This is a genomic window from Clostridium sp. JS66, from assembly GCF_033561535.1.
GTDB classification, from domain to species: Bacteria; Bacillota; Clostridia; order Clostridiales; family Clostridiaceae; genus Clostridium_AM; species Clostridium_AM carboxidivorans.
The window spans coordinates 224026-239132 of the sequence record NZ_CP131467.1 but is presented as its reverse complement, the minus strand read 5'-3'; the positions used below and the strand labels follow the sequence as shown (position 1 = coordinate 239132).

Below are 15107 nucleotides of genomic sequence, written 5' to 3'. Positions count from 1 at the left end.
TGGAGGGCTCATAGCCCTCTATTTGTACATTTCAAGAACTTTTTCTGTATTTCTTAGTAAATTAGTAAGTTCAAATACTTCCCCTTCCTCTATAAGCTTATTTAATTGAGCTTGATATCTTTTAGCTTCGGAAAACTTACCCATAGATGATAGCATCAATATATTATTCATTATGTCTGAAACAAGGCTTGACTTTACTTCGAACAACTTTTGAGCATCCTTTATTTCATCTTTTATTTCAAGCATTTGTTCATCTAATTGAAAGGCAGCATCCCCTGCACTTTTTAATTTTAATTTTATATTATCTGGTATTTCATGCTTATATTTATAATTAAGAGAATGTTCTATAGTTGCCCAAAAATTCATTGCTAAGGTTCTTATTTGAAATTCTGCTAAAATATCTTTTTCACCATCTGCCATATTTACAGGATATTTTATAATAACATGATAACTTCTATAACCACTTTCTTTTACATTAGTTATATAGTCCTTTTCATATAATATTTGCATATCCTTTCTTCCTCTTATTATTTCAACAACCTTCTCAATGTCATCAACAAATTGGCACATAACCCTTATGCCTGCTATGTCTTCTATTTCATGATCGATTCTATCTAAAGGTATATTAAACTTATTAGCTTTTTCCAATATACTAGATATTTCTTTTACCCTTCCCGTAACAAATTCTATAGGCGAATACTCATTCTTCCTTCTATATTCCTTTCTTATACTTCTAAATTTAACTTTTAGCTCTTCAACTGCTTGCTCATAAGGTATTAAAAATGCCTTCCATTCCCCTATAGCCATATGCGCTCACCCCTATACAGTAGATTTGATGTAATCATTTCTTATATTATACTACTACTTTCGTTATTTATAACTAAAATAATATAATTTAATTAGTTTTTTTGATATAATAATTTATATAAAATCTTTTAGATAATAAAAGGAGATGTTCTAATGTCAGAAAATATATTTTCCGGTTTAGAAGATTTAGGGTTTGATGATATAGATGAAATAGATTTGTACCATACAAAAAAAGAAGAACTAAAAAAAGAAGAAATTCTTCACTTAACTGATGAGGAAAAGCAAAAAAATTTATTATATAATCGTGAAGTTACATGTCCTGTTTGTGATAATGTTTTTAAAGTTAAAGCAGTCAAAACCTCAGCTGCTAGAATTTTAAGAAAGGATTCTGATTCATTCATCATATTTGATGTTATAAATCCTTATTTTTATGATGTATGGATTTGTAACAAATGCGGATATGCTGCAATGAAAAGAGATTTTAACAAAATCAGAAACTCCGAAATTGAACTAGTAAAGGAAAAAATCAAACCGAAATGGCATCCTAAAGCTTATCCAGATGTATATGACGTAAATGTAGCCATAGAAAGGTTTAAACTTTCTTTATTAAATTATTATGTAATAGATGCAAAGGCTAGTAAGAAGGCCATGAATTGCTTGAAAATAGCCTGGATGTATAGATTGTTAAAAGACTCTGAAAATGAAACTTTATTCTTAAAACAGGCTTTAGAAGGCTTTAATTCTGCCTATTTTAACGAAGGCTTTCCTTTATATAACATGGATAAGTTTACTTCCATGTACATCATAGGCGAATTAAATAGACGATTAGGAAATAATGAAGATAGTTTAAAATGGTTCAGTGAAATAATAACTGCTCAAAGTGCTCCTTCAAAACTTAAAGACCGAAGTAGAGACCAAAGAGACTTAATAAAAGAAGCGGAAGATTTGGAAAAAAGTGCTGATAAGTTAAATAATGATGAAATTCCTGCAAAAGAAGAATCAAAACCAAAAAAAGGATTTTTCTCAAAATTTTTTGGTTAATAGATTTACCAAAAAATATTAGCTCTAACATATCCTCAAAAGAACCATTAGAGCTAATATTTCAATTCATAAAAACATAAATAAATTTATACAAAACTATAACACTTTTTCTTGCAAAATTCTTATAGGATTAAAGTTTAAATGATCTGCTGATGTAACAATATATTGAATTCCATCAACTTCTCCTCTTACAGCCTTTGATAAAGACGCTCCATGCAAATGCCCATATACAACAAGCTCTACATTATATTCCTTAAATATACTAACAAATCCAGAATCCATGTTTTTATCATATACAGGAGGATAATGAAGCATAACAATAAAATTTCTAAATCCAGCTTTTGCAGCACTATCCAAGGATAGTTTTAATCGTCCAAGCTCTCTTTTATATATTTTTTCATCATGAGCTGAAAAATTATCTCCTCCTGGGCATACCCATCCTCTAGTACCACATATAGCATAATCTCCATGTGCAAAAAAATTATTTTGTATAAACTTCATATCTTCATACATTTCATTTAATTTTGTAATACTTACCCACCAATAATCATGATTGCCTTTTACCATAACTTTCGTGCCTGGCAATTTATGAATCCATTCTAAATCCTGTATTCCATTTTCTATTTTCATAGACCAAGATATATCACCTGCTATAAGTACTACATCTTCTTCCTTTATCTTTTCAATCCAATTACTTTTAATTTTTTCATCATGTTGAAACCAATTTTCACCAAATATGTCCATTGGCTTATCACCATTCAAATCTAAATGCAAATCAGATATTGCAAATAATGCCACCCAACCACCTTCTATTTTTCTATATTTTTATCTACATCCATTACATAAGCTATTACTTTCGCCACTACATCGTACAGCTCAAAAGGAATGGAATCTCCTACATCTACACTACTTAAAAGATCTGTGAGCTCTTTATCATATACTATTGGTACATTAGCCTTTTCTGCATTTTCTATTATCTTATCTGCAACATATCCCATCCCTGCTGCAGTTACAACAGGTGCTTCATACCCCTGTTCATATCTTAAGGCTGCAGCTTTTTTCCTTTTATCCATAATAACCACCTCTCAATTAATAAGGGGATTTGAAATATTATAATATATATTATAAAGTGTTAAACCTACATTGTAAATTAACTTAATACTTTAAAATTAAACTCTCTTATCTATTAACCCTAAATTATCATCTTCAAAAAATTCTCTACAATTTACAATGTTAACTTCTTGTTTTCTTTCATTTACATATATATTTAAATTATACCCTATATCCATTAATCCATTAAAAATACGGTCTTTTCCATTATCCAATATCTTAATCCACGGGCTATTGCACTTTATATTTATATCCATATTATAATTATTTACCTTTATGTAAGCATCCACCACACCCATATTATTGGTATTAACAGACGCTGCTATTTTTACATTAGTAGAATCTATTTTCTTACCTTTTTTTCTTTCATCTTTTATCATAAGCTTACACTGATACTCAGAGTTATCTACATTTAAAGGTAAATCCATGTAATAGTATGAGTTGGATATAGTATTAAAAACTTTAAAGTCATTCATATTCTTATCTAAAACTTGAGCAATATTACTAAATGTTTCAAGTTTGGTATCACTATTTTTTTCTAATACTTTTTCTATTATACTTTTCATTTCTTGGGTTTTCTCACTTATTTGATCTTTTATAGCCTTTGCAATGTTATCCACAATTTTTTCTTTATCAATAGTATTATTTTTACTTACATAATTCTTAATTTCCTTTTCAATGGTTTCACCTGTTTCTATTTCTTTATTTGTTATAGTATCCTTACCCTCAGTTGTACTTTTATCTTCAACTTTGTTTTCTGTTTTAATTGCAACATTACTATTTTCTAAATTTTCTCCTTTACTTTTTACATCACTATTAACTAAATTTTTGTTATCGCTTATACTTTTATCACTATTTATATTTTCGCCTTGATTTTCAATTGTATTTGTATAATTAGTATCTTCTTTGTATGTTATGTTTTCAACATTATCCCCTACTATTTGTTTTTCTTGTTCAGCGTTAATATAAATTTTTTCACTTTTTACATTTTCATCAGGTTGCTTTTGCGCATTATTCTTTAAAACCTGCTGTTCTATATTTTTAATTTCCTTATATAAATTTCCTGATCCCTTAAACATATCATTAAAACTTTTAATGTTATCTTCTGTCAAATCAATGTTATTCTCTGCAAAAATAAGTATATCCTCTTCTGAAAGGTTCTTTAATTCATTAAAAAAACTTTTTAATGTATCTTTAATTTCTTGACCTTTAAGACTATCTGGAAGTACATTTTTACTCTGCATATACTTACCTATAAATGCATTTTCCTCTTCTGGATTCTGCTTTATCTTACCCATAAAATCTACTATAGTTTTCATATTTGATATATTTTCTTTTGTTAAAGGCATCTCATGTTTTATCATTCTATTTAAAAGAGGATAGTCTTCTTTATCTACATTAATACTTTTACTTTTCAATAAAAAATCTATAGAATCCTCTTCTGTGTTGCTTTTTTTATTATCAGGATTTAGTATTTTTAATTGAAGTTTTCCATCTTCAAAACCTTCTACTTGAAATCTCATCAAACCTTGTGGTAATATATCTACACCATTTTGAAGCTTTGCTGAAAATTGCCATCCATCTAAAAGCTTTAATAAAACTTCTCCTGTTAATTTATCTAAATTCATAATTCTAGCTGCAAAATTCTGTCCAACTTCAAAGGATAATTTGCTAAACATTCTCTTGGTATTAACATTATAGGTACTATTTATATTCCATATACCTGCCATAGTATTCACCTCTTTTTTATTATCGTATGTAAGTAAAAAAAAATCCAGAGTTACCTGGATTTTTTATATTAATTATTCTTTGCAAGTTGTGTTTTACTTCTTTTTTCTTCATGAAGAATTGGCGATACACTTTTATACATAACAAATGTTAAACAAGATAATATTATTCCTTTAATCAAGTTAAAAGGCATGATAGCTAAAACTACAAAACTATTTAGGTCTTTTATATTTGGATTTATCTTATTTCCCATTGCTACTATAGCACTTATAGGGAAATGAAGCACTGTTTCATATAAAGGCAATAATATGAAGTAATTTAAAACACTAGCTGCTAATGACATTGCAACTGTTCCTACAGCTAAACCAAATATAGCTGTTCTTCTACTTTTATTTTTATTATAAATATATCCAGCTACTACTACCAAAATTGATCCTACTGCAAAGTTTGCTAATTCTCCTATAAAAGCTGTTCCTCCAACAAATAAACCATGAAGCAAATTCTTCAAAAATTCTATAGATATACCTGCTACAGGTCCTAATGCAAAAGCTCCTACTAAAGCTGGTAAATCGCTTATATCGATTTTCAAAAAACTTGGAAATAATGGTGTAGCTACCTCTATAAACATAAGTATAAATCCGATCACCCCAAGTAAAGACACCTTAACCAATCTGTTTAATTTTTCGTTTTTCATTTTTACCATCCTCCAATTAAATTTAAAAACTTAAAATAAATTCATCTTCTTTGGGATTTGATTTTTAGATGTATAATGGCATAAACAAAACCCTGATATAAAATACCAGGGCGAATAAACATTATACTTTATCTTCTTCCATCCAGACTTTACTGTCGGCTTCGGAATTACACCGAATCATACCTATTTAAGGCTCGCGGGCTATACCGCCGGTGGGGAATTTCGCCCCGCCCTGAAGACTAATTTTATTAACTTTTATGTTTATATTATAGTACAAGTTTTTTTAAAATTCAAGTAATATAACAAAATATTTAAATGTATTATTTGCTAATAATTATTTTTTCATAGTTAATGCTATTCTTTTCCTTTTTTCATCCACTTCAAGCACAGTTACTTCAACTATATCTCCAACTTGAACTACATCTAAAGGATGCTTTACAAATTTATCCGATAACTGACTTATGTGTACAAGTCCATCTTGATGAACACCTATATCAACAAAAGCTCCAAAGTCTGCCACGTTTCTTACAGTCCCTGTAAGTTGCATACCTGGTTTCAATTGAGCCATATCTATAATCCCAGTTTTCAATACAGGCTTTGGCATTTCTTCTCTTGGATCTCTTCCTGGTTTCTTCATTTCCTTTATTATATCTTTAAGCGTAGGAACACCTATTTCCAATTTTTTTGCTAATCCTTGAATACCTATATTATCTACTCTTTGATCTATATCTGATAATTTTACATTTTTCAAATCTTCTATTGTATATCCTAATGTAGTTAATAACGCCTTAGCAGCTTCATATGATTCAGGATGAACTGATGTATTATCTAAAGGTTCCTTACTTTCCATAACCCTTAGAAATCCTGCACATTGCTCAAAAGCCTTAGCTCCTAATCTTTTGACCTTTAAAAGTTCCTTTCTACCTTTGAACTTACCATTTTCTTCTCTATAGCTTACAATATTCTGTGCTATTGTTGCATTTACTCCTGAAATATAACTTAAAAGTGATGGCGTAGCTATGTTTAAATCTACACCTACACTATTTACACAATCCTCTACAATACCTTTCAAAGATTCATCTAATTTTTTAGGTGTGACATCATGTTGATATTGTCCTACACCTATAGACTTAGTATCTATTTTTACAAGTTCAGCTAGTGGATCTTGAAGTCTTCTTCCTATGGATATAGCTCCTCTTAAGGATACATTTATATCTGGATACTCTTTAGCTGCTAACTCAGATGCTGAATATACTGAAGCTCCAGCTTCTGACACAATAACATAATAGAGCTCTTTGTTTTTTTCTTCTTTAACTTCTTTTATTAATCTTACAATAACTTCTTCAGACTCTCTACTAGCAGTACCATTTCCCAAAGATACAACACCTACATCATATTTATAAACTAATTCTTTAAGTGTCTTTATAGCTCCTTCTACATCATTTTTAGGTACTGTAGCATATACTGTAGCTGTATCTAATAGTTTACCTGTATCATCTAGTACAGCTATTTTACATCCTGTTCTAAATCCAGGGTCATAGCCCAATACTGCTTTTCCTTTAATAGGAGGCTGCATTAATAATGCTTTTAAATTAGCCTTAAATATCTTTATAGCTCCTTCTTCTCCTATATCTGTGAGTTCAGCTCTTATTTCCCTTTCAATAGATGGATATATAAGTCTTTTTAATGAATCCTTTATACTTTCTTCTATATAAATATCTGTATTGTCATTTCCTTTCAAGCACTGCGATTTTAAATAGACAATTATTTTTTCCATGTCTGCAGTTACTTTAACTGAAAGTATCTTTTCTTTTTCTCCTCTGTTTATCGCAAGTATTCTATGAGCTGGAATACTTTTTACAGCTTCCTTATAATCGTAATACATTTCATAAGGAGTAGTTTCATTTTCCTTATTTTCGCCAGTAGTTTCTATAAGTCCCTCATTTTTAACTAAGTTTCTAATCCATTTTCTATATTCAGCAGTATCAGATATAATTTCGCTTATTATATCCATTGCACCTTGTAGTGCTTCCTCCTCTGACTTTACTTCCTTTTCTTCATTTATAAATTTACTGGCATATTCTTTTATGTCATCTTTAAACTCGCCATTCCATATAGCTTCTCCTAATGGTTTTAAACCCTTTTCTGCTGCTATTATGGCTCTTGTTCTTTTTTTAGGCTTATATGGTCTATATATATCCTCTATTTCGGTTAAGGTATCGCATTTCATTATAATTGTTTTTAATTCATCTGTAAGCTTACCTTGTTCATCTATAAGCCTTATAACATCTTCTTTTCTACTCTCTAAGTTTCTCAAATATGTAAGTCTTTCAAATAGATTTCTAAGAGTTACATCATCCATATTACCAGTTACTTCTTTTCTATATCTAGCTATAAATGGTACAGTATTTCCTCCATCTAAAAGATCTATTACACTTTCAACATTTTTCTTATTTAAATTAAGTTCTTCTACCAATCTATCTACTATATTTTTCATATTACTTATACTTGCCTCCAACCTTATTATCTTAATTTAAGCACCCTAAAACAGTAATAAACAAGGGTGCTTACTGAAAACATTAAGCTACTATAAGTAGCAATTTTCATTTTATTTTAAAAATGACTAATAATATATTACACCACCAACATGGTATTTGGCAAATTAATATAAGCTAACAACTTTAAATAATATTAAACTCTAGTGGTTTCTTAAATCTACTGTGTTACTGCCTTTTTATTATTTTTAATAAATAAACATATTATTACAGCAACAATAAGTACCCCTACTTCAATTGCAAAGGTATGTCGTACTCCTAAAACTAATGCCAAAGCTTGCTGCTTAGAATCATTAGGATTACTTGCAGTCATTAAATAATTCTTTTGATAAGCAGACATAATAGCAACAAATAATGAGGTTCCAAATGCCCCTGCTATTTGTTGTAATGTATTCATTATAGCTGTACCATGAGGATAATATTCTGGAGTCAATTGATTTAAACTATTTGTTTGAGTTGGTGTATTTATCATTCCAACAGCTATTAATGAAAGACAATGCAAAATAATTATTGTTGGAATAGTTATGCTAAGTGACAAACTTCTAGAAAATATAAAAAATACAATAGTTGAAATAATATATCCTGGAAGAATCAATACTTTAGGACCAAACTTATCATAAAGATGTCCTGAAATAGGTGATACAATTCCATTGATAAGTCCTCCAGGAAGCATAATAAGTCCTGCTGTAAAAGCTGTTAAACCCAAAGCTCCTTCAAGAAACATTGGTAAAAGAAGCATAGTTGCAAAGTTAACCATGTGCATAATTATAATAAGTATAGTTCCCAAGGTAAACATTGGATACTTAAATGTACGCATATCCAACATAGGTTGTTTCATATGTAATTGACGTAATACAAATATTGCTAGTGCAATGCATCCTACAATCATAGGAACAACCATTGTAGTATTAGATGCTCCTCCTATATTACTAACTCCATATATAAATCCACCAAAGCCAATAGTTGATAATACAACTGATACAACATCAAGAGTTGGTTTTGATAGTTCTGTTACATTCTCTATATAAATATACCCAAGTATAAGTGCAATAACAGAGAAAGGTGCTATGGCAAAAAATAACCATCTCCAATTAAGAGATTGTATGATTAATCCTGAAAGAGTTGGACCAATAGCAGGTGCACAAAACATAACAAGATTGAATATCCCAAGTGCCTTTCCACGTTTTTCTATAGGATTAATAATTATTAAGGTATTTATTATATTAGGTATTAAAACACCTGTTCCTACAGCTTGAATTAATCGTCCTACTAATAAAATTGAAAAAGTAGGAGCAATTCCACTTATAATTGTTCCAAGTATAAATATAATTACAGAAGCTAAAAATAATTGCCTTGTTGTAAATCTTTGAGTAAGATAAGCTGAGATAGGTATAGAAATACCCATAATAAGCATATATCCTGTACTTAACCATTGTACAGTGTTTGCAGTTATACTAAACTGAACCATCAAATTTTTTAACGCCATATTCAATACTGTTTCATTTAACATACAAAGAAATCCTGCACTTATTAACGCTATACTAATTGGTACTACTTTAAAAACCTTTTGTTGATATTGAATTTCTTCTATTCTTTCTTCCATTATATCGACCTCCTATTAAAACATTCTCCAATTACTTTTTATTACATTGTTTTATTTTTTGTTCCTCAGTACACATATTTTCATTAATTTTACTAAGAACACCTACAAACAGATCCAATTCATCTTTTGGAATACCACATATCATATTTTTAAATAATTTTTCAATAAAAGGATACACTTCTTCCTTAACTTCTTTACCTTTATCAGTAGTGTAAATTAAAAAAGCTCTTCTATCTTCGGGTGATTTTTTTCTTATAATCAAACTCTTTCTTTCTAAAATATCTAATATTCTTGTTAGTGTTGCCTGATCTTTTTCTACTTCCTTAGATAATAATTTCTGATTAATTCCTTCTTTCTCAACTAATTTTAATAATACTGCCCATTGTTCTGTCGTAATATCGTATTTTTCAAGGTTTATGGATAAATATCTTTGTATTTTTTTATTGACATAATTTATGGACATTCCAATGGATTTATCTAGAGATGTAATCATTTTTTCCTCCTTTATATGGCGAACTAATACTTGTTATAAAAATAATTGTTATACTAATAATATGTTAATCATTTATATTTGTCAAGCAATGTAATCGTAACCAATAAATTAAATAATAAAAACCCATAAATTTGTTTCACTTGCATGTGCAAATAAAACAAGTTTATGAGTTTTCATAAGTCATGTCATAAATACATTGTAAATATACTTATGATCTTCAAACACTTTAATTATATTGTTTTAAATATTCATTTATAAATTGATCTATATCTCCATCCATTACTGCATTAATATTTCCACATTCTACAGATGTTCTATGATCTTTTACCATAGTATAAGGTTGGAATACATAGGATCTTATTTGACTTCCCCAGCCCATGTCTTTAAGCTCTCCAGTTAAATCTTCTATTTTTTCCTTATGAGCCCTTTCTTTAAGCTCAGCAAGCTTAGCTTTTAACATTCTCATTGCTTCTTCTCTATTATGATGCTGACTTCTTTGATTTTGACACTGTACTACAATTCCTGTTGGAATATGAGTTATTCTAATGGCTGATTCTGTCTTATTTACATGCTGTCCTCCTGCTCCACTAGACCTATAAGTGTCAACTTTTATATCATCCGGTTTTATATCTATATCTTGATTATTAGTTAGCTCCGGCAATACTTCAATAGATGCAAATGAGGTCTGCCTTTTTCCATTAGCATTAAAAGGTGATATTCTAACTAATCTGTGAATCCCTTTTTCAGCTTTTAAATATCCATAAGCAAATTCTCCAATTATTCTTAAAGTAGCACTTTTAATTCCTGCATCCTCTGCTGGTAAAATATCTACAGTTTCTATTTTAAATCCTTTTTTTTCTGCCCATCTTGTATACATTCTGAGAAGCATTTCTGTCCAATCCTGAGCATCAGTACCTCCAACGCCTACATGGATATCCATTATGGCATTGTTCTTATCATATTCTCCAGAAAGTAATATCTCAATCCTAAACCTTTCTGTTTCATTGTCAATCTCTTCTACTTCTCTCATTATATCCTTTGATGAAGAAAGGTCATTTTCCTCTATTGCAAGCTTAGTTAAAAATTCAGCATCCTGAATTTTAGTTTCAAGTTCTTTATACCTATCTAATCTAGATTTAAGGAACCTTTCTTCACTTGTTATTTCTTGTGCTTTATCTGTATCATTCCAAAAGTTAGTTTCCTGCATTTTTCTTTGTAATTCTTCTATTTTATTTTTAGTGCTCTCTATGTCAAAGTGAATCCCTAATTTCTTTTATGATTTCATTTAAATTATTCAAAGAGCTTAATACTTCTTCTAATTGAATTACCATTTAATCACACTTCCTTTTATATAAATATAAGAAAAACTTTTTGCGTTTGCAAAAAGTTTTTCTAGAATACAATCTACACTACTCAAATCTTCCACAACAGTTTTTATATTTCTTACCACTACCACATGGACATGGGTCATTTCTTCCAACTGTTTTTTCTTTTCTAACTGGCTGCTTCTTTACTGAATCATCTTCTGCTTGATTTGTATGAATTTCTTTAACTACTCTCTCTCTTTCTGGAGCCTTTTGTATTTCAACATGTAATAAATACTTAATAGTATCTACCTTGATGTTATATATCATTTCTTCAAACATTTCACTTCCCTCAAACTGATAAGCTTGAGCTGGATCTTGTTGTCTGTACGCTCTAAGTCCTATTCCTCTCTTTAAATGTTCCATATCATCTATATGATCCATCCATTTTGTATCTACTACTCTTAGAAGAATAACTCTTTCTATTTCTCTCATTTGTTGTTCGCCGAATTCTTCTTCTTTATGTGAATATATATCTTCTGCTATATCTATATACTTTTCCTTAATTTCTTCATTTGATAGTTTCTCTAAATCTTCTAACTTAACAGAATCCTTTGTAACATATAGTTCTTCCATATAGTGAATAAGTTTTTTTAAATCATTTTCAAATTCTTCATCTACACCTGACATATGAGAATCTACTACTGTAGAAACTAAATCTTTAAGCATATTTCTAATTTGTTCCTTTAAGTCTTCTCCTTCAAGAACTTCAGATCTTTGTTTATATATGATTTCTCTTTGCTTATTTACAACATCATCGTATTGAACTACTGTTTTTCTTATGTCAAAGTTATTTCCTTCAACTTTCTTCTGCGCATTTTCTATAGCACCTGAAACCATTTTACTTTCTATAGCTTCATCATCACCAAGTCCTAATTTTCCAACTAATCCTTGAAGCTTATCAGAACCAAATATTCTCATAAGGTCATCTTCTAATGAAACATAGAATCTTGACATTCCTGGGTCACCTTGACGGCCAGAACGTCCTCTAAGTTGATTGTCAATTCTTCTTGATTCATGTCTTTCAGTACCTATGATCTTTAAACCGCCAACTTCTACTACTCCTTCTTCAAGCTTTATGTCCGTACCACGGCCTGCCATGTTAGTAGCTATAGTAACTGTTCCAGTTTCTCCTGCATGAGATATTATATCTGCTTCTTTTTCATGAAATTTGGCATTAAGTACTTGATGAGGTATTCCCTTTTTCTTTAACATATCAGAAAGTAATTCTGATTTTTCTATACTTACTGTTCCTACAAGTACTGGCTGACCTTTTTTATGAGTTTCCACTATATCCTCTACTATTGCCTTAAACTTTCCTTTAGCTGTTTTATAAACCACATCAGGTAAGTCCTGTCTAGCTATTGGCTTATGAGTAGGCACTACTATTACGTCCAATCCATATATTTCTCTAAATTCATTTTCTTCTGTTAAAGCAGTACCTGTCATACCAGCAAGCTTTTTAAACATTCTAAAATAGTTCTGATATGTTATAGTTGCAAGAGTTTTAGATTCTCTTTCTACTTTAACTCCCTCTTTTGCTTCTATAGCTTGATGAAGGCCATCACTATATCTTCTACCTTCCATCATTCTTCCTGTAAATTCATCTACAATTAATACTTCACCGTCTCTTACCATGTAGTCTTTATCCCTTTTCATCATATAGTTAGCTTTTAAAGCTTGAACTACATGGTGCTGTATTTCCATATGTTCAGGATCTGCAAAGTTTTCTAACTTAAAGAAATTTTCTGCTTTTGCAATACCTTCATCTGTAAGCATTACTGCATTAGCTTTTTCATCAATATTAACATCTGCTTCTTTATCCAAAGATTTAGCAAAATAATCTGCTACTTTATAAAAATCAGTAGATTTTTCACCTTCACCAGAAATTATAAGAGGCGTTCTAGCTTCATCTATTAATATAGAGTCAACTTCATCTACTATGGCATAATTTAAGCCTCTTTGAACCCTTTCTTCTTTATATATAACCATGTTATCCCTTAAATAGTCAAATCCATATTCACTATTAGTACCATAAGTTATATCACAATTATAAGCCTCTTGTCTTTGACCTTGATCTAAGTCATGAAGAATTACACCTACTGTAAGTCCTAAGAACTCATATACTGGCGCCATAGTATCTCTATCTCTTTTAGCAAGATAGTCATTTACTGTAACTATATGAACACCTTTTCCAGTAAGTGCATTCAAATATGCAGGTAAAGTAGCTACTAAAGTTTTACCTTCACCTGTTTTCATTTCTGATATTCTTCCTTGATGAAGAACTATTCCACCTATAAGTTGTTCTCTAAAATGCTTTAATCCTATAGTACGAAATCCAGCTTCTCTAACTACAGCAAAAGCTTCTGGTAATATAGCATCTAAGCTTTCTCCTTTTTCTACTCTTTCTTTAAATTCAACTGTTTTAGCTTTCAATTCATCATCGGTTAGTTTTTGAATTTGAGAATCTAAAGCATCTATTTTATTAACAATAGGTATTATCCTTTTAACTTCTCGGTCACTATATGTACCAAACATCTTCTGAAAAATATTCATTATTTTCATCCTCACATATCAAATTTTTATAAAGTTACACCTTATAGATTATAACATCTAATCCTTAGCTATTCAACTTTATATACAGCTTACTTATCATAGTTTAAAATTTTGTTACATTTAATATACATTTAATATTAATAAAAAAACATAAATTTTAATTAAAAAGAGGAAGCTATTAAGCCTCCTCCCGCATTTTTATTTAAATCTAAAATTCAGGTTCTATTAAACCATAATTACCATCTTTTCTCTTATAAACTACATTTACTTCTCCATTTTCTGCATCTTTATATACAAAGAAGTTATGTCCTAAAAGCTCCATTTGAAGAACTGCTTCTTCAGAAGACATTGGTTTTATTGCAAATCTTTTTGTTTTAACTATTTTAGATTCTTCTTTATCCTTTGGTTCTAGGTCAGGTATAAACTGAAATTTAAGCGAATCAGAATGAGTTCTTCTCTGAAGTTTTGTTTTTTGTTTTCTTATCTGTCCTTCTAATTTATCTACAACTAAATCAATAGATGCATACATATCATCATTTTCTTCCTCACCTCTTAATATAACACCATTAAAAGGTATAGTGACCTCCACTATTTGTCTGTTCTTCTGTACACTTAATGTAGCATATACTTCTACATCAGGGTTGAAATACTTTTCAAGTTTTGATAACTTCCTCTCCACTGTATTTCTTAATGCACTAGTTACCTCGATATTCTTTCCACTTACTGTTATTCTCATACTTTCAGCCCCTTCCTTGTTAATATTGCAAATTTTATTGTATTGCAATATTAAGAATGTTTTGATTTTTATTAATTCTATTTTAATACTGTTTATAATAAATTACAAGACCATAAAAAGGAACTAACGAAATATTATTCAAACTTATGTTAATATTGCTTAAAATCCTTTCTTTATTCTTGATTTCTTTGTTCACTTAATAGTATATTCAAAAATCAAAAAAAAATTAAAAGTTCTTAATCTAAATGATTAAGAACTTTTATACGAAGTCAGTTGACCTGGTCTTTGACCCCACACTCGCCTGCTGGAATCCTCGCTACCGGGAATTAACCTCTCACTACTAATTCTCTCGCCATTTTACATAACGGCAGGACTTACTTCTAAACCGCACCATGCTCATTAAATATTTTATTTAACTTA

At 29.7% G+C, this 15107-nt stretch carries 12 protein-coding genes and 1 riboswitch; of the genes, 1 reads left to right on the top strand and 11 read right to left on the bottom strand.

What is annotated here, in order from left to right:
* Positions 1-18 precede the first annotated feature (18 nt).
* Positions 19-807, bottom strand: a complete 789-nt coding sequence (locus tag Q6H37_RS01165; RefSeq protein ID WP_318738784.1) for a GTP pyrophosphokinase family protein — start codon at positions 805-807, stop codon at positions 19-21.
* Between the two features lie 153 nt (positions 808-960).
* Between Q6H37_RS01165 and Q6H37_RS01160 the strand changes: the two genes are divergently transcribed.
* Positions 961-1848: a DUF2225 domain-containing protein gene (locus Q6H37_RS01160; protein WP_318738783.1), complete on the top strand. Its 888-nt coding sequence runs from the start codon at positions 961-963 to the stop codon at positions 1846-1848.
* 96 nt (positions 1849-1944) lie between these two features.
* Here Q6H37_RS01160 and Q6H37_RS01155 read toward each other — a convergent pair whose 3' ends face one another.
* From Q6H37_RS01155 to hpf, 10 genes are all read right to left on the bottom strand, one after another.
* Positions 1945-2646, bottom strand: a complete 702-nt coding sequence (locus tag Q6H37_RS01155) for a metallophosphoesterase (protein ID WP_318738782.1) — start codon at positions 2644-2646, stop codon at positions 1945-1947.
* Between the two features lie 11 nt (positions 2647-2657).
* Positions 2658-2921, bottom strand: a complete 264-nt coding sequence (locus tag Q6H37_RS01150) for an EscU/YscU/HrcU family type III secretion system export apparatus switch protein (RefSeq protein ID WP_318738781.1) — start codon at positions 2919-2921, stop codon at positions 2658-2660.
* A 96-nt stretch (positions 2922-3017) separates the two neighbouring features.
* Positions 3018-4688 (bottom strand): hypothetical protein, encoded by a 1671-nt coding sequence (locus Q6H37_RS01145; RefSeq protein WP_318738780.1) that lies wholly within the window; start codon positions 4686-4688, stop codon positions 3018-3020.
* 68 nt (positions 4689-4756) lie between these two features.
* Positions 4757-5380 carry an ECF transporter S component gene (locus Q6H37_RS01140; protein ID WP_007063861.1) on the bottom strand — a complete coding sequence of 208 codons (624 nt, stop codon included), beginning with the start codon at positions 5378-5380 and terminating at the stop codon, positions 4757-4759.
* 126 nt (positions 5381-5506) lie between these two features.
* A riboswitch (FMN riboswitch) is annotated at positions 5507-5624 on the bottom strand.
* Between the two features lie 90 nt (positions 5625-5714).
* Positions 5715-7877, bottom strand: a complete 2163-nt coding sequence (locus Q6H37_RS01135) for a Tex family protein (RefSeq protein WP_318738779.1) — start codon at positions 7875-7877, stop codon at positions 5715-5717.
* Between the two features lie 218 nt (positions 7878-8095).
* Positions 8096-9538 (bottom strand): MDR family MFS transporter, encoded by a 1443-nt coding sequence (locus Q6H37_RS01130; protein ID WP_318738778.1) that lies wholly within the window; start codon positions 9536-9538, stop codon positions 8096-8098.
* A gap of 31 nt (positions 9539-9569) precedes the next feature.
* Entirely contained in the window at positions 9570-10031 is a 462-nt protein-coding gene (locus Q6H37_RS01125; protein WP_007063864.1) for a MarR family winged helix-turn-helix transcriptional regulator, read from the bottom strand.
* Between the two features lie 226 nt (positions 10032-10257).
* Positions 10258-11362 (bottom strand): peptide chain release factor 2 gene (prfB, locus tag Q6H37_RS01120; protein WP_318738777.1). Its coding sequence is split into 2 segments (ribosomal slippage): positions 10258-11298 and positions 11300-11362, totalling 1104 coding nucleotides; the frame shifts between segments, so codons are not numbered across the junction.
* A gap of 78 nt (positions 11363-11440) precedes the next feature.
* A complete protein-coding gene (gene secA, locus Q6H37_RS01115) occupies positions 11441-13951 on the bottom strand; it encodes a preprotein translocase subunit SecA (protein ID WP_318738776.1) in 2511 nt (836 codons plus the stop codon).
* 208 nt (positions 13952-14159) lie between these two features.
* A complete protein-coding gene (hpf, locus tag Q6H37_RS01110) occupies positions 14160-14687 on the bottom strand; it encodes a ribosome hibernation-promoting factor, HPF/YfiA family (protein ID WP_318738775.1) in 528 nt (175 codons plus the stop codon).
* Positions 14688-15107 lie beyond the last annotated feature (420 nt).

What these genes read in the sequence shown, in the direction of transcription:
- hpf (WP_318738775.1), bottom strand. Translation starts at nt 14,687, where the DNA reads ATGAGAATAACAGTAAGTGGAAAGAATATCGAGGTAACTAGTGCATTA.
- Q6H37_RS01125 (WP_007063864.1), bottom strand. Translation starts at nt 10,031, where the DNA reads ATGATTACATCTCTAGATAAATCCATTGGAATGTCCATAAATTATGTC.
- Q6H37_RS01140 (WP_007063861.1), bottom strand. Translation starts at nt 5,380, where the DNA reads ATGAAAAACGAAAAATTAAACAGATTGGTTAAGGTGTCTTTACTTGGG.
- Q6H37_RS01165 (WP_318738784.1), bottom strand. Translation starts at nt 807, where the DNA reads ATGGCTATAGGGGAATGGAAGGCATTTTTAATACCTTATGAGCAAGCA.
- Q6H37_RS01150 (WP_318738781.1), bottom strand. Translation starts at nt 2,921, where the DNA reads ATGGATAAAAGGAAAAAAGCTGCAGCCTTAAGATATGAACAGGGGTAT.
- Q6H37_RS01135 (WP_318738779.1), bottom strand. Translation starts at nt 7,877, where the DNA reads ATGAAAAATATAGTAGATAGATTGGTAGAAGAACTTAATTTAAATAAG.
- Q6H37_RS01160 (WP_318738783.1), top strand. Translation starts at nt 961, where the DNA reads ATGTCAGAAAATATATTTTCCGGTTTAGAAGATTTAGGGTTTGATGAT.
- secA (WP_318738776.1), bottom strand. Translation starts at nt 13,951, where the DNA reads ATGAATATTTTTCAGAAGATGTTTGGTACATATAGTGACCGAGAAGTT.
- Q6H37_RS01130 (WP_318738778.1), bottom strand. Translation starts at nt 9,538, where the DNA reads ATGGAAGAAAGAATAGAAGAAATTCAATATCAACAAAAGGTTTTTAAA.
- Q6H37_RS01145 (WP_318738780.1), bottom strand. Translation starts at nt 4,688, where the DNA reads ATGGCAGGTATATGGAATATAAATAGTACCTATAATGTTAATACCAAG.